General features: G+C 63.9%; 15 protein-coding genes. 9 read left to right on the top strand and 6 right to left on the bottom strand.

Going from position 1 to position 24,287, the window contains the following annotated elements:
• Positions 1-345 precede the first annotated feature (345 nt).
• Positions 346-2,544, top strand: a complete 2,199-nt coding sequence (cphA, locus tag J2X56_RS01585) for a cyanophycin synthetase (protein ID WP_121039970.1) — start codon at positions 346-348, stop codon at positions 2,542-2,544.
• Between the two features lie 62 nt (positions 2,545-2,606).
• Entirely contained in the window at positions 2,607-5,180 is a 2,574-nt protein-coding gene (gene cphA / locus J2X56_RS01580; RefSeq protein ID WP_121039967.1) for a cyanophycin synthetase, read from the top strand.
• Between the two features lie 79 nt (positions 5,181-5,259).
• On the opposite strand, the gene def is transcribed toward cphA (J2X56_RS01580), so the two are convergent.
• The 6 genes from def to J2X56_RS01550 all read right to left on the bottom strand — a co-directional run bounded on the left by def (position 5,260) and on the right by J2X56_RS01550 (position 16,253).
• The gene (gene def, locus J2X56_RS01575; protein ID WP_121039964.1) at positions 5,260-5,796 is read right to left on the bottom strand and encodes a peptide deformylase; all 537 of its coding nucleotides are present in this window, start codon (positions 5,794-5,796) and stop codon (positions 5,260-5,262) included.
• A 93-nt stretch (positions 5,797-5,889) separates the two neighbouring features.
• The gene (gene galU / locus J2X56_RS01570) at positions 5,890-6,780 is read right to left on the bottom strand and encodes a UTP--glucose-1-phosphate uridylyltransferase GalU (protein WP_039789660.1); all 891 of its coding nucleotides are present in this window, start codon (positions 6,778-6,780) and stop codon (positions 5,890-5,892) included.
• Between the two features lie 126 nt (positions 6,781-6,906).
• Positions 6,907-8,979, bottom strand: coding sequence for an NAD-dependent DNA ligase LigA (gene ligA / locus J2X56_RS01565; protein WP_204725426.1), 2,073 nt, complete (start codon positions 8,977-8,979; stop codon positions 6,907-6,909).
• Between the two features lie 24 nt (positions 8,980-9,003).
• Complete coding sequence (locus J2X56_RS01560; protein WP_209580566.1) at positions 9,004-10,341, bottom strand: cell division protein ZipA C-terminal FtsZ-binding domain-containing protein; 1,338 nt, start codon at positions 10,339-10,341, stop codon at positions 9,004-9,006.
• Between the two features lie 400 nt (positions 10,342-10,741).
• Positions 10,742-14,272 carry a chromosome segregation protein SMC gene (smc, locus tag J2X56_RS01555; RefSeq protein WP_084320190.1) on the bottom strand — a complete coding sequence of 1,177 codons (3,531 nt, stop codon included), beginning with the start codon at positions 14,270-14,272 and terminating at the stop codon, positions 10,742-10,744.
• 208 nt (positions 14,273-14,480) lie between these two features.
• Entirely contained in the window at positions 14,481-16,253 is a 1,773-nt protein-coding gene (locus J2X56_RS01550) for a methyl-accepting chemotaxis protein (RefSeq protein ID WP_310157646.1), read from the bottom strand.
• A gap of 356 nt (positions 16,254-16,609) precedes the next feature.
• Between J2X56_RS01550 and dapC the strand changes: the two genes are divergently transcribed.
• The 7 genes from dapC (at position 16,610) to J2X56_RS01515 (ending at position 24,214) form a co-directional block, all read left to right on the top strand.
• The gene (dapC, locus tag J2X56_RS01545; protein ID WP_310157643.1) at positions 16,610-17,821 is read left to right on the top strand and encodes a succinyldiaminopimelate transaminase; all 1,212 of its coding nucleotides are present in this window, start codon (positions 16,610-16,612) and stop codon (positions 17,819-17,821) included.
• Between the two features lie 65 nt (positions 17,822-17,886).
• The gene (gene dapD / locus J2X56_RS01540; protein ID WP_039788307.1) at positions 17,887-18,720 is read left to right on the top strand and encodes a 2,3,4,5-tetrahydropyridine-2,6-dicarboxylate N-succinyltransferase; all 834 of its coding nucleotides are present in this window, start codon (positions 17,887-17,889) and stop codon (positions 18,718-18,720) included.
• 118 nt (positions 18,721-18,838) lie between these two features.
• Complete coding sequence (locus J2X56_RS01535) at positions 18,839-19,198, top strand: ArsC family reductase (RefSeq protein ID WP_121039948.1); 360 nt, start codon at positions 18,839-18,841, stop codon at positions 19,196-19,198.
• Positions 19,199-19,200: 2 nt separating this feature from the next.
• Positions 19,201-20,328, top strand: coding sequence for a succinyl-diaminopimelate desuccinylase (gene dapE / locus J2X56_RS01530; protein WP_134135289.1), 1,128 nt, complete (start codon positions 19,201-19,203; stop codon positions 20,326-20,328).
• A gap of 23 nt (positions 20,329-20,351) precedes the next feature.
• Positions 20,352-21,242, top strand: coding sequence for a 50S ribosomal protein L3 N(5)-glutamine methyltransferase (prmB, locus tag J2X56_RS01525; protein WP_310157637.1), 891 nt, complete (start codon positions 20,352-20,354; stop codon positions 21,240-21,242).
• A gap of 51 nt (positions 21,243-21,293) precedes the next feature.
• Complete coding sequence (locus J2X56_RS01520) at positions 21,294-23,276, top strand: ATP-binding cassette domain-containing protein (protein WP_310157634.1); 1,983 nt, start codon at positions 21,294-21,296, stop codon at positions 23,274-23,276.
• Positions 23,277-23,410: 134 nt separating this feature from the next.
• Complete coding sequence (locus J2X56_RS01515) at positions 23,411-24,214, top strand: cystine ABC transporter substrate-binding protein (protein WP_121039936.1); 804 nt, start codon at positions 23,411-23,413, stop codon at positions 24,212-24,214.
• Positions 24,215-24,287 lie beyond the last annotated feature (73 nt).

The raw sequence follows: 24,287 nt of genomic DNA, 5'->3' as shown, positions 1-24,287 counted from the left end.
GACGGCGTGCGCGTTTTTTCCGGCCGCATTGCCACGGCAACGGGACAGTCTGCGACAATATCGTTCATATCCACCCCCAGCCTGCCCGCATGATTCTCGCATTTCGCCTGCACCTTCCGGCCTGCCCTCTCACCTGCGGAGCCAGTTCTTGATTGCCACAAGGCAACACTCCATTTCATTCAGTTATTCCAGTTGGCAAATGCAGTAAACCAAAACTCGCCCTGCGCGTTAGTGAACCATGCGTTATTCTGACAGAGCGCTGACCGGCGTGCGCAGGGCGGCACGTGCGATGCAGCCAGCATCGGCATCCTGGCTTGGGCAATTACAGCGGACTATCCACCACACATGAAAAACATCGAATTCCTCCGTTTTCTGAATCTCAAGGGTCCCAACATCTGGACCTACCGCTCCGCCCTCGAAGTGTGGATCGATATCGGCGAACTGGAAGATTTTCCCTCCAATACCATTCCCGGCTTCGTCGACCGCCTCACCACCTGGTTGCCCACCCTGATCGAACACCGCTGCAGCTACGAAGAGCGCGGCGGCTTCGTGCGCCGCCTGCACGAAGGCACCTGGCCCGGCCACATCCTGGAACACGTGACCCTGGAACTGCAGAACCTGGCCGGCCTGCCTGGCGGCTTCGGCAAGGCGCGCGAGACCAACGTGCGCGGCGTCTACAAGGTCGTGGTGCGTGCCCGCCATGAAACGGTCACCCGCGCAGCGCTCTTTGCCGCCCGCGACCTGGTGATGGCCGCCATCGAAGACCGTCCGTACGACCTCGACGGCACCCTGCGCAAGCTGCGCCGCATGGTCGACCGCCTGTGCCTGGGCCCCAGCACCGCCTGCATCGTGGACGCCGCCGACGAGCGCCGCATCCCGACCATCCGCCTGTCCGAAGGCAACCTTGTGCAACTGGGTCACGGCTGCAAGTCGCGCCGCATCTGGACCGCCGAATCCGACCAGACCGGCGCGATTGCCGAAGGCATCTCGCGTGACAAGGATCTCACCAAGTCGCTGCTGGAAACCTGTGGCGTGCCGGTGCCCGAAGGCCGTCTGGTGGTCAGCCCCGCAGACGCCTGGGAGGCCGCCCAGGACATCGGCCTGCCGGTGGTGGTCAAGCCCTGCGATGCCAACCACGGCCGGGGCGTTTTCATCGACCTGAACACCCAGGAAGAAATCGAAACCGCCTACAAGGTCGCGCTGGAAGAAGGCAGCGGCGTGCTGGTCGAACGTTTCGTGCCGGGCCTGGAACACCGCCTCCTGATCGTCGGCGGCAAGCTGGCCGCTGCCGCCCGTGGTGAACCGATCTTCATCGTCGGCGATGGCAAGTCCACCGTGCAGGACCTGCTGGACGAACTCAATCGCGACCCGCGCCGCGGCCTGCTGGAAGAACACCTGCTGGACCCGGTGCTGCTGGACCGCGAACCGGCCGCCGTGCTGGAACTGCAGCGCCAGAACCTGACCACCGAATCGGTCCCCGCCGCCGGCCGCCGCATCCTGCTGCTGCGCAATGGCAATGTCTCCTCCGACATCACCGACCTGGTCCACCCCAGCGTGGCAGCTGCCGCTTCCCTGGCCGCGCGCATCGTCGGCCTGGACATCGCCGGTGTCGACATCGTGGCCGAAGACATCTCGCGCCCGCTGCAGGACCAGGGCGGCGCCATCGTCGAGGTCAATGCCGGCCCCGGCCTGCTGATGCACCTGAAGCCCTCCGACGGCAAGCCGCGTCCGGTCGGCGAAGCCATCGTCGACAACCTGTTCGGCCCGGAAGAAAACGGCCGCATTCCCGTCGTCGGCGTCACCGGCACCCATGGCAAGACCACCATTTCGCGCCTGATCGCCCGCATCGTGCACCTCTCGGGCAAGCACGTGGGCCTGGCCTGCGGTGAAGGCCTGTACTTCGGCGAACGCCAGATCGAGCGCGGCAACCGCGCCACCTGGGATGCCGCCCATCGCGTCCTGCTCAACCGCGCCGTGGAAGCTGCCGTGTTCGAGAACGGCAGCGCTGCCATCCTCGCCGAAGGCCTGGCCTATGACCGCTGCCTGGTCGGCGTGGTGGCCAACATCGATCCCACCGACAGCCTGCCCGAGTTCTACATCGAGAACGCCGAGCAGATCGCCACCAAGGTCAAGCGCACCCAGGTTGACCTGGTGCTGCCGGAAGGGGCTGCCGTGCTCAATGCCGACGACCCGCTGGTGGCCGACATGGCCCAGCTGTGCGATGGCGAAGTCATCTTCTTCAGTACCGACCCGGCGTCCGAACTGCTGGCCAGCCACCTGAAGGAAGGCGGCCGCGCCGTGTTCCTGCGCGATGGCGACCTGATCCAGGCCGAAGGCGAGCGCCAGTGCAAGGTCAGCTCGGTCGATGCCATCCCCCTGACAGAAAACGGCGCGGTAGCCTACCAGGTCGAGAACGTGCTGGCCGCCGTCGGTGCCGCCTGGGCCCTGGGCATCGGCCCGGAGGTGATCCGTGCCGGCATCGAGCTGTTCGGCACCGAGCGCGCCGAAGAGCAAGGCCTGAAGTTCAAGAGCCAGGCCGCCTGAATCGGCGCTCTGCTGCAAGACTGACTGAATCAAGATCAAGAGACATCTAGGAAAACGAGTCCATGGACGTATCCCGCATTCGCGCCCTGCGCGGCCCCAATCTCTGGAGCAGACACACTGCCATCGAGGCCATCGTTTCCTGCCCGGAAAACGAGCGCGTCATCAATGACATGCCCGGCTTCGAACTGCGCCTGCGCGCCCGCTTCCCGCAGATCGGCTTCCTCGAACCCGATGGCGGCAAGCAGGTCGTCTCCATGGCGCACGCCCTGGCCGCTGCTGCCCTGGCGCTGCAAAACCAGGCCGGCTGCCCGGTGACCTTCACCCGCACGGTCTCCACCGTCGAGACCGGCATCTACCAGGTGGTGGTGGAATACAGCGAAGAAGAAGTCGGCCGCCTGGCCTTCGACCTCGCGCTGGAACTGGTGCGCGCCGCCCAGGCCGACACCCCCTTCGACCTCACCGCTGCGCTGGCCCGCATCCGCGAACTGGATGAAGATGTGCGCCTGGGTCCCTCGACCGGCTCCATCGTCAACGCCGCCATCAAGCGCGGCATCCCGTATCGCCGCCTGACCCAGGGCAGCATGGTGCAGTTCGGCTGGGGCAGCCGCCAGAAGCGCATCCAGGCCGCCGAGACCAGCAATACCAGCGCCATCGCCGAATCGATTGCGCAAGACAAGGACCTGACCAAGATGCTGCTGCACGCCGCTGGCGTGCCGGTCCCCAACGGCCGCGTGGTCGAGACCGTAGAAGATGCTTTGAAGGCCGCCGAGGAAATCGGTTCGGCGGTGGTCATCAAGCCGCTGGACGGCAACCAGGGCAAGGGGGTGGCCGTCAACATCAGCACCCCGGAACAGATCACCCGCGCCTTCAACAACGCCGCACTGATCAGCGATGAAGTCATCGTCGAGCGCTACCTGCCCGGCCACGACTTCCGCCTGCTGGTGATCGGCAAGACCCTGGTGGCGGCCGCCCGCCGCGATCCGCCGCAAGTCATCGGCGACGGCGTGCACACCATCCGCCAGCTGATCGACCAGGTCAACGCCGACCCGCTGCGCGGCGATGGCCACGCCACGTCGCTGACCAAGATCCGCCTGGACGACATCGCCCTGTCGGTGCTGTCCGGCCAAAACCTGGACCCGGAAGCCATCCCCGCCCAGGGCGTGCGCGTGGTCCTGCGCAACAACGCCAACCTCTCCACCGGCGGCACCGCCACCGATGTCACCGACGACGTGCATCCGGATGTGGCCGCACGCGCCATCGCCGCTGCGCAAATGGTCGGGCTCGACATCTGCGGCGTGGACGTGGTCTGCAATTCGGTGCACATGTCGCTGGAAGAACAAGGCGGAGGCATCGTCGAAGTCAACGCCGCGCCCGGCCTGCGCATGCACCTCTCGCCCTCTTACGGCAAGGCTCGCGATGTGGGCGAAGCGATCATCTCAACCATGTACGACGATGGCGACGATGGCCGCATCCCGGTGGTGGCCGTGGCCGGCACCAACGGCAAGACCACTACCGTGCGCCTGATCACGCACCTGCTGGCCAAGACCGGCCTGCGCGTGGGCATGACCAATACCGATGGCGTCTACATCGATGGCCAGCGCACCGATACCGGCGACTGCAGCGGCCCACGCAGCGCCCGCAATGTGCTGTTCCACCCCGATGTCGATGCTGCCGTGCTGGAAACCGCCCGTGGCGGCGTGCTGCGCGAAGGCCTGGGCTTTGACCGCTGCGCCGTGGCCGTGGTCACCAACATCGGCATGGGCGACCACCTGGGCCTGTCCTACATCAGCACCGTGGAAGACCTGGCCGTGGTCAAGCGCGTCATCGTCGAGAACGTGGCGCCGACCGGCACTGCCGTGTTGAATGCGGCGGACCCGATGGTGTCCAAGATGGCCGCCTCCTGCCCCGGCTCGGTGACCTTCTTCGCGCTGGACCCGACCCACCCCATCATGGCCACCCACCGCGCGCAGGGCCACCGCATCGTCTATCAAGACGGCGACGCCATCGTGGCCGCGCAAGGTACGTTCGAAAAACGCCTGAAGCTGTCCGGCATTCCGCTCACCCGCAGCGGTGCCATCGGCTTCCAGGTCGAGAACGTGATGGCTTCCGTGGGTGCCGCCTGGGCGCTGAACCTGGACTGGGAACAGATCACCGGCGCCCTGGCCAGCTTCATCAGCGACAGCGGCACCGCCCCGGGCCGCTTCAACCTGTTCGACTACAAGGGCGCCACCCTGATCGCCGACTACGGCCACAATCCGGATGCCATCCAGGCCCTCATCAAGGCCGTCGACAGCCTGCCTGCCAAGCGCCGCTCGGTGGTCATCAGCGGTGCCGGTGACCGCCGCGACGTCGACATCACCCGCCAGACCGAACTGCTGGGCGATGCCTTCGATGAAGTGGTGCTGTACCAGGATCAGTGCCAGCGCGGCCGTGAAGACGGCGAAGTGATTGCGCTGCTGCGCCAGGGCCTCGAAGGGGCCAAGCGTACCAAGGATGTGAAGGAAATCAACGGCGAATTCGTCGCCATCGATACTGCCCTCGCTACCCTGCAGCCCGGCGACCTGTGCCTGATCCTGATCGACCAGGTGGAAGAGGCGTTGGCGCACATCGACCAGCGTGTGAAGGAAAACGCCTGATGGCCGATATGCGGTTTCATCGGTCCTGAAACGAACATCCCGGCCTGGTGCCGGGATGTGTTTTTTGCAGCGTCCTTGTTCAGTCGTCCTGGTTGGGATCCAGATCCGGGAACAGCACTTCCGTGAATCCGAACTGGCGGAAGTCGCGGATGCGCATCGGATACAGGATGCCCTGCAGGTGATCGCACTCATGCTGCACCACGCGGGCATGGAAGCCGTCGACGGTGCGGTCAATCTCGTTGCCGTGCAAGTCCAGGCCCTGATAGCGCAAACGGCTCCAGCGCGGCACCACGCCGCGCATGCCGGGCACCGACAGGCAGCCTTCCCAGCCCTCTTCTTCCTCGTCCGACAAGGGCGTCAGCACCGGATTGATGAGCACGGTCTCGGGCACCGCCGGTGCCTCCGGATAGCGCTGGTTATGGCCGAAGCCGAAGATCACCAGCTGCAGGTCGACCCCGATCTGGGGCGCGGCCAGCCCGGCACCGTTTACGGCACGCATGGTCTCGAACATGTCGTCCACCAGTTGCGCCAGTTCAGGCGTACCGAATTGCGTGACCGGCTGCGCCTGGCGCAGCAGGCGCGGGTCGCCCATTTTGAGGATCTCGCGTATTGCCATTGAAGCTCTCCATGAAAGACGCCCGGCAGGAACCGGGCGTCATTGTGCAAGCAGTGCGCCGCGCCAGAGGCTGGCGCTGGACCGCAGCTGCGATCAGCGTGCCTTGCTGGCCACTTCCTGCAGGTATTCCGAGAAGGCCGGACCGGTTTCCGGGTGCTTCAGGCCCATGGCCACCATGGCCTTGAGGTAACCCAGCTTGGAACCGCAATCATAACGCTGGCCCTGGTAACGGTAAGCCAGCACGGATTCGGCCTGCATCAGCTTGGCGATACCGTCGGTGAGCTGGATCTCGCCACCAGCGCCGCGCGGGATGTTTTCCAGGTAGTGGAAGATGCGGCTGTTCAACACATAGCGGCCCACCACGGCCAGCGTGGACGGGGCTTCTTCCGGGGCCGGCTTTTCGACGATGGCGTTGATGCGCTCCAGGTCCGGCTGGTAAGGGGTGGCGCTGACGATGCCGTATTGGCGGGTATCGTTCTTGGGCACTTCCTGCACGGCCAGCATGCTCATGCCTTCACGTGCATAGATGTCGGTCATCTGTGCCAGCACCGGCTTGACGCCCTCATCGGTATCCATGAAGTCATCGGCCAGCAGGATGGCGAAGGGTTCTTCACCCACCACCGGACGCGCGCACAGCACGGCGTGGCCCAGGCCCAGCGGCTCGGACTGACGGATGAAGATGCAGTTGACGTTCTTGGGCACCACGTTCTGCACGATCTCCAGCAGCTTCTTCTTGCCGGCGGCTTCCAGCTCGGATTCCAGCTCGTAGGCCTTGTCGAAGTGATCCTCGATGGCGCGCTTGTTGCGGCCGGTGATGAACACCATTTCCGTGATGCCGGCGGCGACCGCCTCTTCCACGGCATAGTGAATCAGCGGTTTGTCGACGATGGGCAGCATTTCCTTGGGCTGGGCCTTGGTGGCGGGCAGGAAGCGGCTACCGAGACCGGCGACAGGAAAAACGGCTTTCTTGATCTTCTTGATCATCATGACTCCGAGGTAAGAATGGGTCTTGCTATGTTGTTATGGCGTTATGCGGTGAATCCTGCACCGCAGTCCCGGGAACGGGACTGCTTACGGGCGGCATTCTATATGAATAAAAAGACAAGGTGATTACGTTTCTGACGCATCCTGACCGGCGCAAAGCGCCTTCAGAGCGTCCTCATCGAGGATGGCGATGCCCAGTTCCTCGGCCTTGGCCAGCTTGCTGCCGGCTTCGGCCCCGGCAACCACGTAACTGGTTTTCTTCGACACGGAACCGGAAACCTTGCCGCCGGCCGCTTCGATCAGCTGCGAGGCCTCATCGCGCGACAGGTTGGGCAAGGTGCCGGTCAACACGAAGGTCTTGCCGGCCAGATGTTTGGCACCGGCATCGACACCCTCGCTCTCGGGCCAGTGCACGCCGACCGCGCGCAACTGCTCGACCAGCTCGACATTGATCGGATCATTGAAGAAGGCACGGATCGAGGCGGCAACCACCGGACCGATATCGGCCACTTCCAGCAGTTGTTCTTCACTGGCGGCGAGCAGCTTGTCGATGCCGCCGAAATGGCGCGCCAGCTCCTTGGCCGTGGCCTCGCCCACGTGGCGGATGCCCAGCGCATAGATGAACCGTGCCAGCGAGGTGGTCTTGGACTTCTGCAGGGCGTCCAGTACGTTCTGCGCCGATTTCTCGGCCATGCGGTCCAGTTCGGCCAGCGCCGACAAGCCGAGGCGATACAGATCCGCCGGCGTGTTGACCACCTGGCGATCCACCAGTTGTTCCACCAGCTGTTCGCCCAGGCCTTCGATGTCCATGGCGCGGCGTGAAGCAAAATGCTGCAGTCCGCCCTTGCGCTGCGCTGAACATTTCAGCCAACCGCCCGAGCAGCGCGCCACTGCCTCATCTTCCGCCCGCACGATGGGCGAGCCGCACACCGGGCAGTTGGCCGGCATGACGAAGGGGCGCGCATCGGCCGGACGCTTCTCGGGCACGAAGGCCACCACTTCCGGAATCACGTCACCGGCGCGGCGCACGATGACCGTGTCGCCGATCTGGATGTCCTTGCGGCGGACTTCATCTTCGTTGTGCAGGGTGGCGTTGGTCACCGTGACTCCGCCGACGAAAACGGGATTCAAACGCGCCACCGGAGTGATGGCACCGGTGCGGCCGACTTGCACTTCGATATCCTGCACCACGGTCAGCGCTTCCTGCGCCGGGAATTTGTGGGCCAGCGCAAAGCGCGGAGCGCGCGAGACGAAGCCCAGATGCTTCTGCTGGTCCAGCCGATCCACCTTGTAGACCACGCCATCGATTTCGTAAGGCAGGCTCTCGCGCTTGGCACCGATGCTGCGGAAGAAGTCCAGCAAACCGGCAGCCCCCGTCACCACGGCGCGCTCCTTGCACACCGGCAGGCCGAGTTGCTGGTACCAGTCCAGCAGGGCCGAGTGCGAAGCCGGCATCTCGGCCCCCTCCAGCACCCCAATGCCATAGGCGAAGAAGCGCAGCGTGCGTTGCGCGGTGATGCGCGAATCCAGCTGGCGCAGACTGCCGGCGGCGGCATTGCGGGGGTTGGCGAATTCCTTCTGCCCGGCATCGCGCTGGCGCTGATTCAGGCGCGCGAAGTCGTCCTTGTACATCAGCACTTCGCCGCGCACGTCGATCACTTGCGGCAGGCTCTCGCCGTGCAGGCGCAGGGGAATGGCACGCACGGTGCGGATGTTGGCGGTCACGTTCTCGCCCGTGGTGCCATCGCCGCGCGTGGCGGCCTGCACCAGCACGCCATTCTCGTAGCGCAGGCTGATGGCCAGGCCGTCGAACTTCAGCTCGGTGGCGTAGCGCACTTCCTGCAAGGTTTCCAGGCCATCACGCACGCGCTTGTCGAAGGCTTCGATGTCTTCGTCGGCGAAACCGTTACCCAGCGAGAGCATGGGGATGTCATGGCGCACCGGCTCGAACTGCGGCAGCGGCCCGGCACCCACGCGTTGCGTCGGCGAATCGGGCGTCAACAGTTCGGGATGGGCGGTTTCCAGTGCCTGCAGTTCCTGGAACAGGCGATCGTATTCGGCGTCCGGAATGCTGGGCTGGTCGAGTACGTAATAACTGTGGTTGTGGCGATTCAGTTCGTCGCGCAGCACGCGCGCGCGCGACAGCCAGTCCGGCTCCCCTTGCGGGGGCCGTCCGGCGGAAAACAAGTCGTCTTGCATCGTAGGGGGAGTAAAAACGCGGCCTTAGCTGAACAGGCGCAAGGCACGGGTGGAACCGGCAGGGATCTCGGCCGATTCCATGGCGCTGTAGAACGCGGCCACCTGTTCGGCGATATCGGAGAGAGCTTCATCGGTCAGGGGCTGGTCGCTGTCATCCACGATGACGCCACCCAGGCGGGCCGACAGCGACTTGGCGCAGGCCACCAAAGCACCGTAGCCATCGCGCGACGGCGCCACACGGGGCACGTCCAGCAACAGGGTCAGGCGATCGGTGGTTTCATCGGTCGGCGTGGCATTGGTGGAGAGGGCGAAGAGCACTTCACCTTCGCCATCCTGCATCACCAGATAGCCTTCGGTACGGCGATCAAAGCCCTGGCGGGTCAGTGCGGCCAGCAAGGTCGCCAGGCTCCAGGGCGCGCCTTGCGAGCGCACGTTCACCGACAGTTGCGCATCATGGTCGATGATGAACTGGTGCAGCGCCTGGGCGGTGCGGATGACGTCGGGCATATCCGGCAGTTCGGGTTCGCCCGAGAGCGAATCGGTCAGGTCGCGCAGGCGCATGACCAGTTCCGAATACTCGATCTCGTTGATGGCATTGCTGCGATTGGCCAGCTGCGCACCGGCCAGCAAGGCGTTGTAGATGCTGCCGTGGGCGATGGCTTCCCAGTCGCCGTCGGTGGTGCGGCCGATGAAATGCACCGGCTTGTTGCCGACATGGCGCAGGCCTTGCAGCATCGGCAGCAGCTTTTCGCCGCGCAGCGGGTTGTCCAGGGCGATGGGGATGTTGCAGTCGATCAGTTCGTCCACCGGCAGTTCGCGCTTTGGCGCCAGGCGGGCCTGCATCTCGGGCGGCGGCGTGAAGGCGGGGACGGTATCGCCCTGCTCTTCCGCACCGGCGATGACCTGGGCCACCGTCGATTGCGGCGCCTGCGCCACCGCCTCGCCCAGTACGGCCTCCTCGGCTGCCGCAGTGGCAGAGGCTGCGGGCACCGGCGGCTCACCCAGGAAGGGTTCACGCGGCTCGAACTCGGCCTGCTCCTGGTAAGCCTTCACCGGGGCCGGTACCGGCTTGCGTTCGGGCAGATCGTAGAAGGAAGGCTCGGCGCGTCCGGCATCAGGTTCGAGCGTCGGCTCGGCCATGCGCGGCGCAGGCGCGGTGCGGTCTGCCACAGGCGGGGCGAAGACCGGCTCGGCCGTGGCCGCCGGCTCGTCCGGCGACATCAGGACATCATCATGGGACGAAGAAAAGGCGCGCTCCACGGTCTTGCGCGCCTTGTGCTCCTGCCACTTGTTGTAGGTGATGACCCCGGCGACGAAGACGCCGCCCAGGATGATCAGGCTGGTCTGGAGATCCATCATCATGCTGCACGACCTTTCAGGCTGGCGGGCTGGAGGGCGCCATCATGGGCGCCGCGTGGCATGGTCGGCTGGGAAAAGCTGCTCATCGAAGAAATCCGAATCCTATCAATCCAAGAAAGCCTGGACCGCGCGGGCCGCTCACACGGCGCTCCGTCGATGCTGCCGCAGCGCTGGCAGCCACCTGCACCGGCTCAGCGGAGCCATGCAGGAAAATCGGACGGATCGGGTACGGCAAGTGCGCGGTCAAGATATTGTTATTTTTCCATGGCCCGTGGGGGCCGAATCAGAACGGTTCCAGCTGGGGCTTGCGCCCGCTGCGGGCTGGCCGGCAAGGTTTTCAGGGTACGGTCACACCCCCTGCTTGTCAAGCCGACAAAGCCGCAGGCCATTGCCGCACAAATCATCAGGCGGCCTGCTCGGCGCTGGAGAAGTTGGCGGCCGACTCCATGTCCACCGCCACGATGCGCGACACGCCCTGCTCCTGCATGGTCACCCCGATCAACTGCTGCGCCATTTCCATGGCGATCTTGTTGTGGGAAATGAAGAGGAACTGCGTGTACTCCGACATGCGCTTGACCATGTTGGCGAAGCGTTCGGTGTTGGCATCGTCGAGCGGCGCGTCCACTTCGTCGAGCAAGCAGAACGGCGCCGGGTTCAACTGGAACATGGAGAAGACCAGGGCCGTGGCGGTCAGGGCCTTCTCGCCACCGGAGAGCAGGTGAATCGTGGCGTTCTTCTTGCCCGGCGGCTGCGCCATGACCTGCACGCCGGAATCGAGGATTTCGTCGCCGGTCATGATGAGTTTGGCCTGGCCGCCGCCGAAGAGCACCGGGAACAGTTCCGAGAAGTGGTGGTTGACCTTGTCGAAGGTGTCCTGCAGCAAATCCCGGGTTTCCATGTCGATCTTGTGGATCGCATCCTGCAGCGTGGTGATGGCTTCGTTCAGGTCGGCGTGCTGGGCATCAAGGAAGTGCTTGCGCTCGGAGGCGGTCGCCAGTTCATCCAGTGCGGCCAGGTTGACCGCCCCCAGCGCGGCGATGGCATTGGTGAGGCGCGTCACTTCGCCTTGCAGGTAGGACGGACGCATGTCGCTGGTCAGTTTTTCCGACAGCGCGGCCTCGTCGGCCTGGGTCTGTGCCAGCGCTTCGGAGAATTGCTCCTGGTTCAGGCGCGCGGCCTGTTCCTTCAGTTGCAGCTCGGTGATGCGGTCACGCTGGGGCTGCAGGCTGCGTTCAGCCTGCATGCGCGATTCTTCATGTGAACGAAGTTGCTGCGACAGCTGATCCAGCTCGTGGCGGGCATCGGCCAGCGCACGCTCCTGTTCGCTGCGGCGGTCCAGCAATTCCTGCAGGCCGGCCTGGGCGGCCTGGTCGTCCAGGCTTTCCAGTTCCAGCGAGCCTTGCTGCATGCTGGCAAACAGTTGCGCCGCCTGTTCCAAGGCGGTGGCAATGCCGCGCTTGAGTTCCTCGATCTTGTTGCGATGCGACTTCTCGGCGAACTCGGTTTCCTGGGCGGCGCGCTCCAGCTCGCGCAGGCGGGTGCGAGCGTCGTTGAGCTGCTGTTCCTTGTTCAGGTAATCGGTCTGGCCGTTCTCGTGCTGTTCCTGCAGTTCGGCCAGTTCGATGTCCAGCTCTTCGAAGCGGGCCTCGGATTCGGCCTGCACCTGCTGCTGCTCGGCTTCCTGCATCCCGATTTCTTCCAGATCAGTGGCGATCTGGGTGCTGCGCTGGTTGAAGCGCTCTTGCACTTCGGCCAGCTTCATCACCTCGATCTGCAGGCTGTGTGCCGATTGCGTGAGCGAATTGACGCGCTGGCGCAGTTCCTGCAGACGCTGCGATGCGCCCGACAGGGCTGCCTCGGCGCGCACGGCACGGCCCTTGGCCTCCTCAGCCAGCATAGCCTGGGCACGTTGCTGCTTGGTGATGTTCTCGATTTCCTGCTGGCGCGCCAGCATGCCGTCCTGCTCCGAATCGGAGGCATAGAAACGCACGCTGGCATTGCTCACCACATGGCCCTGACGGGTCACGAACAAGCCGCCCAGCGGCAGCTTGGCGCGCTCGGCAAAGGCGGTGGCCGTGTCGTCGGCGATGTAGATGTGATTGAGCCAGTCGTTCATCAGGGCGCGCAGGCCCGGATCGTTCAGCTGCAGCAGGGTCACGAAGGGCTTCAGGCCCGCCACCGGCTGGGCTTCGGGCTGGGCCAGGCCGGCATTGGGGGCGTACAGCGCCAGCTTGGCCGGCGGGGCGTCGCTGAAGAAGGCCTTGGCCCAGTCCAGGTTGGACATTTCCAGGGCCGACATGCGCTCGCGCAGCACCGCTTCCAGCGCGGTTTCCCAGCCGGATTCGATGTGCAGCTTCTGCCACAGGCGCGGCAGCTCGGCCAGGCCGTGCTTTTCCAGCCAGGGCTGGACCTTGCCCTGGGCCTGCACGCTTTCCTGCAATTGCTTCAGGGCGGTGAGGCGGGCTTCCAGCTGGGCGTTGGCCGAGGTTTCCTTGCTGACCAGTTCCTGGGCGGTGCGGCGCTCTTCTTCCAGGCGCGGCAGTTGCTCCTGCGCCTCTTCCAGATACATGCTCGCCTCTTCCAGCGAGGCCTGCTTTTCTTCCAGCTGCATGCGCAGGTTGGACAGGTGGGTCTCGTCAGGCAGGGCCATGCCGCTCTTTTCCTGCAGCAGGCGTTCGCGGCGCACGGCCAGGCCCGAGAGGATGTTGGAGGCATTGCGCTGGTGCGTGGACTGCAGTTCGATCTGCTGCTGCACCTGCATGATCTTGCCGCGCGACTCGGTGGTCTTGACCTGCGACTCGCGCCAGGCCGATTCCAGCGAGGGCAGTCGGTCGCTGGTGTCCTGCACGGCGTGCTGGGCTTGCTCCACGCGCATGCCGAATTCTTCCAGCTGGATTTCGGCTTCCGCCAGTTCTTCCTGCTGCTGCGTGCCCTGGCGCTGCCACTGGTCGCGCTGCGCGCCCAGCGAGTTCAGTTGCGCCTGCAGACGATTGCGCGATTCGATGACGAACTTGATCTGCGCTTCCAGGCTGCCGATCTCGGAATTGGTCTGGTACAGGTGGCCCTGCGCCTGGTGCAGGCGGTCGCCGGCGGCGTAGTGCGCCTGGCGCATGTGCTCCAGTTCAGTTTCGACGTGGCGCAGCTTGGCGGTCTGCTCTTCCAGGTCGATCTGGGCGCGTTCGATTTCCTTGAAGAAGCGCTCCTGCTCGGCCTTGGCTTCGTTCTTGCGCAGCAGCCAGAGCAGCTTCTGCTTTTCTTCCTGGTCGTTCTGCAGCTCGTGGAATTTCTTGGCCACGGCGGCTTGCGCTTCCAGCTTTTCCAGGTTGGCGTTCAGTTCGCGCAGGATGTCTTCCAGGCGCGTGAGGTTTTCGGTGGTGTCGTGCAGGCGGTTCTCGGTCTCGCGGCGGCGTTCCTTGTACTTCGACACGCCGGCGGCTTCTTCCAGGAAGATGCGCAGCTCTTCAGGACGCGCCTCGATGATGCGAGAGATCATGCCCTGCCCGATGATGGCGTAAGCGCGTGGGCCCAGGCCGGTACCGAGGAAGATGTCCTGGATGTCGCGGCGGCGCACGGACTGGTTGTTGATGTAGTACGAGGACGTACCGTCGCGCGTGAGCGTGCGCTTGACGGCGATTTCGGCGTACTGGCCCCACTGGCCGGCCGCCTTGCCGGCGGAGTTGTCGAACACCAGTTCGACCGAGGCGCGCCCGGCCGGCTTGCGGTGGGTGGAGCCGTTGAAGATGACGTCCTGCATCGACTCGCCACGCAGCTCGGAGGCCTTGGATTCGCCCAGGACCCAGCGCACGGCGTCGATGATGTTGGATTTGCCGCAGCCATTGGGCCCGACCACACCCACCAGCTGCCCCGGAACCTGGAAGTGCGTAGGCTCGACGAAGGACTTGAATCCAGATAATTTGATGGAAGTTAGACGCACGTTATCGACAAATTGAATCAATTAAGAGGAAGCGGGATTTTTGCTTCCGGAACGGCCGGTATCATAACATCGCACGGGCCCGGCCAGACCAAAAACCGCGCCAGGATGCCTGCTTCCGCTCTTCTGTCCCATGCGCCGGCCGCCATGAAAAACGCCGCACCGAGCGCACCCGGTACGGCGTCCATTTCTTCATTTCAATCCGAGAAAATCAGAAGGTCTCCCAATCCCCATCATCGTTTGCGGGCGATGACCTGCCCGCAGAGGCCGGTTTGGCGGGGGCTGCAGGCTTGCCTGGTGGCGCCAGCGTCGCGGCTGCCTTGACCAGGGGCTTGGCCGCAGGCTTGGGCAGTGGTTTGACCGGGATCGCTGCCTTGGCCGCAACAGGCGCAACCTTGGGGGCAGCCATCGGCGCGGGCGCTGCGGTGCCCTCCTCTCCTTCGACGCGGAAGGTCGCCACCGCGGCCTTCAGGCGTCGCGCCTGCTCTTCCAGTGAACCGGCTGCGGCAGCAGCCTCTTCGACCAGGGCCGCGTTCTGCTGGGTCACCTGATCCATCTCGCCGATGGCCAGGTTGACCTGCTCGATGCCCCGGCGCTGTTCTTCGGAGGCCGCCGAAATCTCGCTGACGATGTCGGTCAGGCGATGCACCGCCGACACCACCTCGCCCATGGTCTCGCCGGCGCGGGCCACCTGGTCCGAGCCATCGCCCACGCGCTGCACCGAATCCTCGATAAGGGCCTTGATCTCCTTGGCCGCCTGGGCACTGCGCTGGGCCAGCGAACGCACTTCCGAGGCCACCACCGCAAAGCCACGCCCCTGCTCGCCGGCGCGGGCGGCTTCCACCGCCGCATTCAGGGCCAGGATATTGGTCTGGAACGCAATGCCATCGATCACGCCGATGATGTCGGAGATCTTGCGCGAGCTTTCCGTGATGCCCTCCATGGTCTGCACCACCTGCCCCACCACCTCGCCGCCGCGCCTGGCGATTTCCGAGGCGTTGTTTGCCAACTGGCCGGCCTGGCGGGCGTTGTCGGCGTTCTGCTTGACGGTGGCGGTCAGGGTATCCATGTTGGAGGCTGTGGTCGCCAGCGAACCGGCCTGCTCTTCAGTGCGCGAAGACAGGTCCAGGTTGCCCGCTGCAATCTCGCGCGCGCCGATATCGATGGCATCGGTGCCCTGGCGGATGCCCTTGATGACGCCGCCCAGCCGCTCTCGCATGGTGGCCATCTCGAAGAGCAGACTGCGGTTGTCACCGGCACGGGTGTCGACCCGTACCGTCAGGTCGCCGTTGGCAATGCGCGTGGCGATGGCCACCGCATAGGCCGGCTCGCCACCGAGGCTACCGGTAATGCGGCGGATGATGGCCAGCATCATCAGCGAGACCAGTCCACCGACCACCACCAGGATACCGAGCAATTTGAACAGGTCGGAGCGGAACTGGGCCTGCACATCGGAGAGGAACACGCCCGTGACGATGAACCAGTCCCAGGTCTTGTTGTGCACCACATAGCTCATTTTTGGGGTGCGGTTACTGTCGTCGGTACCAGGCAGGCGGCCCATGTATTGCACGAAGCCGTGCTGTTTTTCCTGGCCGACCTTCATCATCTCGACGTAATAGGCCTTGCCTTCGGAATCCTTGCGGTCGGCCACGTTCTTGCCGATCATCGCCTTGTTGGAGGGCAGCATCAACACCACCGGGCGGGAGTCGAAGATGAAGAGATAGTTGTCGCCGTCGTAGCGCATGGCGGCGATGCGTTCCAGCGCGTTCTTCTGGGCTTCCTCTTTGGAAATTTTGCCGGCCGCGACATCGGCCACATAGCTGTTGACCACCCCGTTGGCGGCTTCCACCACGCGGCGCAGGCCATCCTTGCGTTCTTCGATCATGGTTTCACGGGCGCTGAAGGCGGACCAGGCGGCCAGCGCCAGCAAACCGATCCACATCACGACCAGCGCAGACAGTAGCTGCGCCTTGAGGCTTTTCATTCTTGTTCTCCGGGAATGGGTGGGCCGCCCTGTGAACGGTCCCGTTTTGGCGAGCGACCACAATACTCTCTGACTCTCCCTGACAATCCCCTGAATACACCGCGTAACTGTCCCTGATTTTCCGGATTGCACCTTTTCTTTGCCAGCGTGCAGGAAGGTGAACACGCGCCCGATCAGGATCACCACAGCCGTTTTCTTGTGAGCCAGACATGCCAAGGACTCAACACCGGGCCGACCGGGAGCGCGGCAATGCCCTCAAATGACGGTATAATCGCCAACTTTCCCAGCCCTTTGCCGTGGCCGGCCGAGCTCCTCGCGAGACGCTGGCCCGGAAAGCTTTACTCCAGTCCAGCGACGTGAATCCCCTACTCGACAAACTGCAGCCCTATCCCTTCGAAAAGCTCAAGAAGCTCTTCGCCGGCATCACGCCCGACCCGGCTTATCGTCCGATCAGCCTGGGCATCGGCGAGCCCAAGCACCCTACCCCTGCCTTCATCCAGCAGGCGCTGACGGACAACCTGTCCGGCCTGGCCTCGTATCCGGCCACCCTGGGCAGCGACGCCCTGCGCGGTGCGATCGCTGACTGGCTGCAGAAGCGTTACGACATCCCGCGTCCCGATCCGGCCACCGAGATCCTGCCGGTGATCGGTTCGCGCGAGGCCCTGTTCTCGCTGACCCAGACCGTGGTCGATCCGACCAGGCCCGGCGCGCTGGTGATGTGCCCCAACCCGTTCTACCAGATCTATGAAGGTTCGGCCTACCTGGCCGGCGCCGAGCCCTACTTCGTCAATTCGGACCCGGCGCGCAACTTTGCGCCCGATTTCAGCCAGGTACCGCAAGAAATATGGGAACGCGTGCAACTGCTGTTCGTCTGCTCGCCGGGCAACCCGACCGGCGCCGTGCTGACGCTGGAAGACTGGAAGGAACTGTTCGCCCTGTCGGATCGCTATGGTTTCGTGATCGCCTCCGACGAGTGCTATTCCGAGATCTACTTCAAGCAGGATCCGCCGCTGGGCGGCATGCAGGCCGCACGTCTGCTGGGCCGTGACTATCGCAACCTGGTCTCCTTCTCCAGCCTGTCCAAGCGCTCCAACGTGCCGGGCATGCGCTCGGGCTTCGTGGCCGGCGATGCAGCCATCCTCAAGAAATTCCTGCTCTACCGCACCTACCACGGCGCGGCCATGAGCCCGGTGATCCAGGCCGCCTCCGTGCTGGCCTGGCAGGACGAAACCCACGTGCAGGACAACATCGCCAAGTACGTCACCAAGTTCTCCCAGGTGACCCCGCTGCTGCAGGAAGTGATGGACGTCGCCCTGCCCGATGCCGCCTTCTACCTGTGGGCCAAGGTCGACAAGCTGGTCGACATCAGCGACACCGAATTCGCCCGCCGTCTGTACGCCGAATATAATGTCACGGTCTTGCCGGGCAGCTACCTGGCACGCGAAGCGCATGGCGTCAATCCGGGCGCGGGCCGCATCCGCATGGCGCTGGTGGCCGAAGTCGACGAATGCCTGGAAGCTGCGCAACGCATCGTCGCCTTCACGAAGAAACTGGCCGGCCAGGCTTGAGCTTGTCCGCACCGGCCCCGGTGCCAGTTTCTCTCCCGTTCACCCTAGAGTTCATCGATATCAACATGACACAGTCCATTCAGCACATCATCGATCAGGCGTGGGAAGACCGCGCCAGCCTGTCTCCCAAGAGCGCCCCGGCCGACATCCGCAATGCGGTGGCCGAAGTGATCGCAGGCCTGAATGATGGCACCCTGCGCGTGGCCAACCGTCAGGGCGTCGGCCAGTGGGAAGTCAACCAATGGGTGAAGAAGGCCATCCTGCTGTCCTTCCGCCTGGAAGACAACGTGCCGATGTCGGCCGGACCTGGCTATCCGCAGTTCTACGACAAGGTGCCGACCAAGTTCGCCAATTACACTGCGGAAGATTTCGCCAAGGGCGGCTTCCGCGTGGTGCCGCCGGCGGTGGCGCGTCATGGCTCCTTCATTGGCCGCAACGTGGTGCTGATGCCCTCCTACGTCAACATTGGCGCTTACGTCGACGAAGGCACGATGGTCGACACCTGGGCCACCGTCGGTTCGGCGGCCCAGATCGGCAAGAACGTTCACCTTTCCGGTGGCGTCGGCATCGGCGGCGTGCTGGAGCCCGTGCAGGCGGGTCCGGTCATCATTGAAGACAATTGCTTCATCGGTGCCCGTTCGGAAGTGGTCGAAGGCGTCATCATCGAAGAGAACTCGGTGCTCTCCATGGGCGTGTACATCGGCCAGTCGACCAAGATCTACGACCGCGAAACCGGCGAAGTCCACTACGGCCGCGTGCCGGCGGGCTCGGTGGTGGTGCCGGGCAACCTGCCGTCCAAGGATGGCAAGTACAGCCTGTACGCCGCGATCATCGTGAAGAAGGTCGATGCCCAGACCCGCTCCAAGACCTCCATCAACGAACTGCTGCGCGGCGAGTAATTCCGCGCTGCGGCTTTGCTGAAGGCCTGAAGCACCCACGCGCCGCGCCGGTCGTCTCGCACACCGGCGCGGCGTCGTGTTCTGGCCCCCGATAGCCAGCCCCATTGAGAAAGCGAACATGAGCGACAAGATCACCCTTTTTGGCATTCCCAACTGCGACACCGTCAAGAAAGCCCGCGTGTGGCTGGACGAGCAAGGCATCGCCTTTCACTTCCACGATTTCAAAAAGGCCGGCCTCACTGCCGAACAGGCCCGGGCCTGGCTGAAGGACGTGGAGCGCGACGTGCTGGTCAACCGCAAGGGGACCACGTGGCGCGCCCTGCCGGATGAGCGCAAGGCCGCCATCACCGATGACGCCGCTGCGGTGGCCCTGATGGTGGAAAACCCGTCGGTGGTGAAGCGCCCGGTGCTGTTCGATGGCAAGCAGTATCACGTCGGCTTCAAGGCCGATCAGTATCAACACATTTTCGAGAAATGATCATGAGCAAGACGCTGGCCCTGACCCAGGAATTGATGTCCCTTTCTTCCGTCACCCCCGAAGACAAAGGCTGCCAGGCGCGGCTGGCGGAATTGCTCGCGCCGCTGGGCTTCGTCTGCGAGACCATCCAGTCCGGCGACGTCACCAATCTGTGGGCGCGCAAGGGAACGGCGCAGCCGCTGGTGGTCTTTGCCGGCCACACCGACGTGGTGCCCACCGGCCCGCTGGAGAAGTGGCAGTCGCATCCCTTCCAGCCGACCCTGCGCGATGGCCGCCTTTATGGCCGTGGCGCGTCCGACATGAAGACATCGATTGCCGCCATGGTGGTGGCTTGCGAAGAGTTCACGGCGGCCCATCCCGATCACAAGGGTTCGATCGGCTTCCTCATCACCAGCGATGAAGAAGGCCCGGCCATCGATGGCACCGTGGTGGTCTGCAATGCCCTCAAGGCGCGTGGCGAGCAGCTGGATTACTGCATCGTCGGCGAGCCGACCTCGGCCAAGACCCTGGGCGACATGATCAAGAACGGCCGCCGCGGCACCATGTCGGGCAAGCTGACCGTCAAGGGCATCCAGGGCCATATCGCCTATCCGCAACTGGCGCGCAATCCCATCCACCAGGCTGCGCCGGCACTGGCCGAACTGGTGGCCGAGCAGTGGGATGCGGGCAATGAATACTACCTGCCGACTTCCTGGCAGATTTCCAATATCCATGGCGGCACCGGTGCCTCCAACGTGATTCCCGGCGAAGTGGTGATCGACTTCAACTTCCGCTTCTCCACCGCCAGCACCGTGGAAGGTTTGCAGCAGCGCGTGCATGCCATCCTCGACAAGCATGGCCTGGAATACGACCTGAAGTGGACCGTTGGCGGCCTGCCCTTCCTGACCCCGCGCGGCGACCTGTCGGATGCGCTGTCCAAGGCGATCAAGGACGAGACCGGACTGGACACCGAACTGTCGACCACCGGTGGCACCTCAGACGGCCGCTTCATCGCCCAGATCTGCCCGCAGGTGATCGAGTTCGGTCCGCCAAATGACAGCATCCACAAGATCGATGAGCACATCGAAGTGCGCTATATCGATCCCCTGAAGAACATCTACCGCAAGACGCTGGAAAACCTGCTGGCGTAAGCCCAAGCATTGACGAGAACATCATGACCCCCAACAATTTCTCCACCGTGCGCGACCTGCTGCGCTACGCCGTGACCCGCTTCAACACCGAGCAACTGTTCTTCGGCCACGGCAGCAGCAATGCGCTCGACGAGGCAGCCTACCTGATCCTGCATACGCTCAAATTGCCGCTGGATCAGCTCGATCCCTTCCTGGATGCGCGTCTGCTCCCCGAGGAAATCGCGTCCGTCATGCGCGTGATCGAACGCCGCAGCAAGGACCGCGTCCCGGCCGCCTACATCACCAATGAAGCCTGGCTGGGCGCATATCGCTTCTACGTGGATGAACGCGTGATCGTGCCGCGTTCCTTCATCGCCGAACTGATTCCGCAGCATTTCTCGCCCTGGATCCAGGATCCGGAAGCCATCGTCAACGCGCTGGACCTGTGTACCGGTTCCGGTTGCCTGCCGATCCTGCTGGCTGATGCCTTCCCGAACGCGCAGATCGATGCGGTCGACGTCTCTGCCGACGCGCTGGCCGTGGCGCGCAAGAATGTGGACGAATACCAGTTGCAGGAGCGCATCAAGCTGGTCGAGTCCGACCTGTACACGCAACTGCCGCTGCGCAAGTATGACTTGATCATCAGCAATCCGCCCTATGTGAATTCCGGTTCCATGAGCAAGCTGCCCCAGGAATACCTGCGCGAACCGCAACTAGCCCTGGCCGGTGGCGAGGATGGCATGGACCTGGTACGCAAGATCGTCGCCGGCGCCGCCGAGCGCCTCACGCCCGAAGGCGTGCTGGTGGTCGAGATCGGCAATGAGCGCGCCTTCGCCGAAGCGGCCTTCCCGGAACTGGAACTGACCTGGCTGACCACCAGTGCCGGTGACGACATGGTGTTCCTGGTCACGGCCGAACAACTGCAACTGGCCTGACCCTGAGCGTCAGCATCCGCGTTAGCGCGCTCCAACGATTGTGAATCACCGATGATCCGTTTCCAGCAAGTTTCCCTCCAGCGCGGCGTCAAGCCGCTCCTGGACAATGTCGACCTGACGCTCAATCCGGGCGACAAGATCGGCCTGATCGGTGCCAATGGCGCCGGCAAGTCCAGCCTGTTCGCCATGCTGCGCGGCGAGCTGCATGCCGACCAGGGCAATGTCGATTTCCCGGCGCGCTGGCGCATGGCCTACGTCGCGCAGGAAACGCCGGCGCTGGATCGTCCCGCCATCGAGTACGCCATCGATGGCGACGCTCACCTGCGTCAGCTGGAAGCCGATCTGGCCCGCGCCGAAGCGCAGCCGGACGACAAACACGACGGCAACCATATCGCCGAGCTGCATACCGCGTTGGCCGATGCCGATGCCTACACCGTGCGCTCGCGCGCCGAGCAATTGCTGCTGGGTCTGGGCTTTTCGCTGGAGCAGATGGCGCGGCCCGTGGCCAGCTTCTCCGGCGGCTGGCGCATGCGCCTGAACCTGGCGCAGGCACTGATGTGCCCGTCCGACCTGCTGCTGCTGGACGAACCGACCAACCACCTGGACCTGGATGCCATCATCTGGCTGGAAGACTGGTTGAAGCGCTACGCGGGCACCCTGCTCATCATTTCCCACGACCGCGATTTCCTGGATGGCGTGGTGAACGTGATCGTTCATATCGATGATCGAAAACTGAAGCGCTATTCCGGCAACTACAGCAGCTTCGAGCGCCAGCGCTCGGCCCAGCTGGAACTGATGGCGGGCATGATCGAGAAGCAGCAGCGCCAGCGCGCGCACCTGCAATCCTTCATCGACCGCTTCAAGGCCAAGGCCACCAAGGCCAGACAGGCGCAGAGCCGCATGAAAGCCCTGTCGAAGATGGAAGAGCTGGCACCGCTGCGGGCGGCCGCCGAATTCTCCTTCGAATTCCGTGAGCCCCTGTCGGCACCGAATCCGCTGCTGGTGATGGAAAAGGTCAACGCGGGTTATCACATCGAGGGCAAGAATGGCGCGTCCGATGAAGACAAGATCATCGTGCATGGCATCGATTTCTCGCTGCAGAGTGGGCAGCGCATTGGTCTGCTGGGCGTCAACGGCGCGGGCAAGTCCACGCTCATCAAGACCGTGGCCGGCGAGATCGATCCGCTGTCAGGAACCGCCCGCCTGGGCAAGGGACTGGTGATCGGCTACTTTGCCCAGCATCAGGTCGAGATGCTGCGCCATGACGAATCGCCCTTGTGGCACCTGACGCGTCTGGCCCCGGATGTGCGGGAGCAGGAATTGCGCAACTTCCTGGGCAGCTTCAATTTCAACGGCACCATGGCGACCTCCTCGATCGCCCCCTTCTCGGGCGGCGAAAAGGCGCGCCTGGCGCTGGCCCTGATTGTCTGGCAGCGCCCCAACCTGCTGCTGCTGGATGAACCGACCAACCACCTGGATCTGGAAACCCGCGAAGCGCTCACCATGGCGCTGGCACAGTTCGAAGGCACGCTGGTGCTGGTCTCCCACGATCGCCACCTGCTGCGCGCCACGACCGACCAGTTCCTGATCGTGGCCGAAGGCAAGCTGCAACCCTTCGATGGCGACCTCGACGACTACAAGGACTGGCTCTTCAAGACCAAGCTGGCCGCCCGCAACGATGCGGCGGCTGCCGCGCCGCTGCCCACGGCCAGCCAGCCGGTGGCCGAGGCTCCGGCCTCGCTGGTGGACCGCAAGGAACAGAAGCGTCTGGAGGCCGAGCAGCGCCAGAAGATGTCGGCCCTCAAAAAACCGATTGAGGCCCGCATCAAGCGCCTCGACGAACAGATCGCCAAGCTCAATGCGCGCAAGGGAGAGATCGATGCGCGCCTGGCCAGCCCGGATATCTACGACGCCGCCAACAAGGAAGAACTCAAGACGCTCATCACCGACCAGGCCTATTGCAGCAAGGAGCTGGACCAGCTTGAAAATGAATGGCTGGAACAGCAGGAGGCGCTGGAGCAATTGCAGGCCTGAGCTGCGGAACCGCGTCGGGCATAAGCTTTCTACATCAAAGTATTAAGCCAGCCCTTGCAGTTCGGCAAAACGAGGGCATCATTGCGCCCTGGCCGCAGTTTTTGTGGCGAAAGTTTTTATAAGGACATGAACATATGAAGAAGAATATCAAGCAATGGCTGCTGGCCGGTGTCGGCGCAACCCTGCTGGCGTCCAGCCTGAGCGTATCGGCGGCCGACCTGCTGGAATCGGTCAAGAGCAGCGGCACGCTGAAGGTGGCGCTGGAAGGCAACTACCCGCCGTTCAACTTCAAGGATGCCAAGACCGGAGAACTGACCGGTTTTGAAGTCGACGTGGCCAAACTGCTGGCGGCCAAGCTGGGCGTCAAGCCGGTCTTCACGACCACCGAATGGAGCGGCATCCTGGCCGGTCTGGGCGCAGGCAAGTACGACGTCATCATCAACCAGGTCGGCATCACCGACGAGCGCCAGAAGGCTTTCGACTTCTCCGATCCGTACACCCTCTCCAGCGCCCAGCTGATCGTGCGCAAGGATGAAAAGCGCGAATTCAAGAGCCTGGACGACCTGAAGGGCAAGAAGCTGGGCCTGGGTCAGGGCACCAACTTCGAACAGAAGGCCAAGGCCGTGGCCGGTATCGACGTGCGCACCTATCCGGGTTCGCCCGAGTATCTGGCTGACCTGGCCGCCGGTCGCATCGATGCTGCCCTGAACGACAGCCTGCTGGTCGGCTACATCCTGAAGTCGACCAACCTGCCGCTGAAGGCTGGCAGCCCGATCGGCACCGTCGACAAGATCGGCATTCCCTTCCGCAAGGGCAATCCGGAGTTCAAGGCTGCACTGAACAAGGCCTTGGCCGACATCAAGGCGGACGGCAGCTTCAAGGCCGCTTCCGAGAAGTGGTTCGGCATTGACGTGAGCCAGCCGCCGAAAGCACAATAAGGCGCGCCTGAACTGGTGCTCCCTGCCGCCCGGCACGTTCCGGGCGGACCGACTTATCCCCGCATCGCGGGGA

Source organism: Herbaspirillum sp. 1173 (genome assembly GCF_031455335.1).
GTDB classification, from domain to species: domain Bacteria; phylum Pseudomonadota; class Gammaproteobacteria; order Burkholderiales; family Burkholderiaceae_D; genus Herbaspirillum; species Herbaspirillum huttiense.
This window is presented reverse-complemented; position numbering and strand designations above follow the sequence as displayed.

Excerpts from the sequence above, each read along its gene's own strand:
- cphA (WP_121039970.1), top strand. The coding sequence starts at position 346 with ATGAAAAACATCGAATTCCTCCGTTTTCTGAATCTCAAGGGTCCCAAC.
- J2X56_RS01520 (WP_310157634.1), top strand. The coding sequence starts at position 21,294 with ATGATCCGTTTCCAGCAAGTTTCCCTCCAGCGCGGCGTCAAGCCGCTC.
- dapE (WP_134135289.1), top strand. The coding sequence starts at position 19,201 with ATGAGCAAGACGCTGGCCCTGACCCAGGAATTGATGTCCCTTTCTTCC.
- def (WP_121039964.1), bottom strand. The coding sequence starts at position 5,796 with ATGGCAATACGCGAGATCCTCAAAATGGGCGACCCGCGCCTGCTGCGC.
- galU (WP_039789660.1), bottom strand. The coding sequence starts at position 6,780 with ATGATCAAGAAGATCAAGAAAGCCGTTTTTCCTGTCGCCGGTCTCGGT.
- J2X56_RS01560 (WP_209580566.1), bottom strand. The coding sequence starts at position 10,341 with ATGATGATGGATCTCCAGACCAGCCTGATCATCCTGGGCGGCGTCTTC.
- cphA (WP_121039967.1), top strand. The coding sequence starts at position 2,607 with ATGGACGTATCCCGCATTCGCGCCCTGCGCGGCCCCAATCTCTGGAGC.
- ligA (WP_204725426.1), bottom strand. The coding sequence starts at position 8,979 with ATGCAAGACGACTTGTTTTCCGCCGGACGGCCCCCGCAAGGGGAGCCG.
- prmB (WP_310157637.1), top strand. The coding sequence starts at position 20,352 with ATGACCCCCAACAATTTCTCCACCGTGCGCGACCTGCTGCGCTACGCC.
- J2X56_RS01535 (WP_121039948.1), top strand. The coding sequence starts at position 18,839 with ATGAGCGACAAGATCACCCTTTTTGGCATTCCCAACTGCGACACCGTC.
- J2X56_RS01515 (WP_121039936.1), top strand. The coding sequence starts at position 23,411 with ATGAAGAAGAATATCAAGCAATGGCTGCTGGCCGGTGTCGGCGCAACC.
- J2X56_RS01550 (WP_310157646.1), bottom strand. The coding sequence starts at position 16,253 with ATGAAAAGCCTCAAGGCGCAGCTACTGTCTGCGCTGGTCGTGATGTGG.
- dapD (WP_039788307.1), top strand. The coding sequence starts at position 17,887 with ATGACACAGTCCATTCAGCACATCATCGATCAGGCGTGGGAAGACCGC.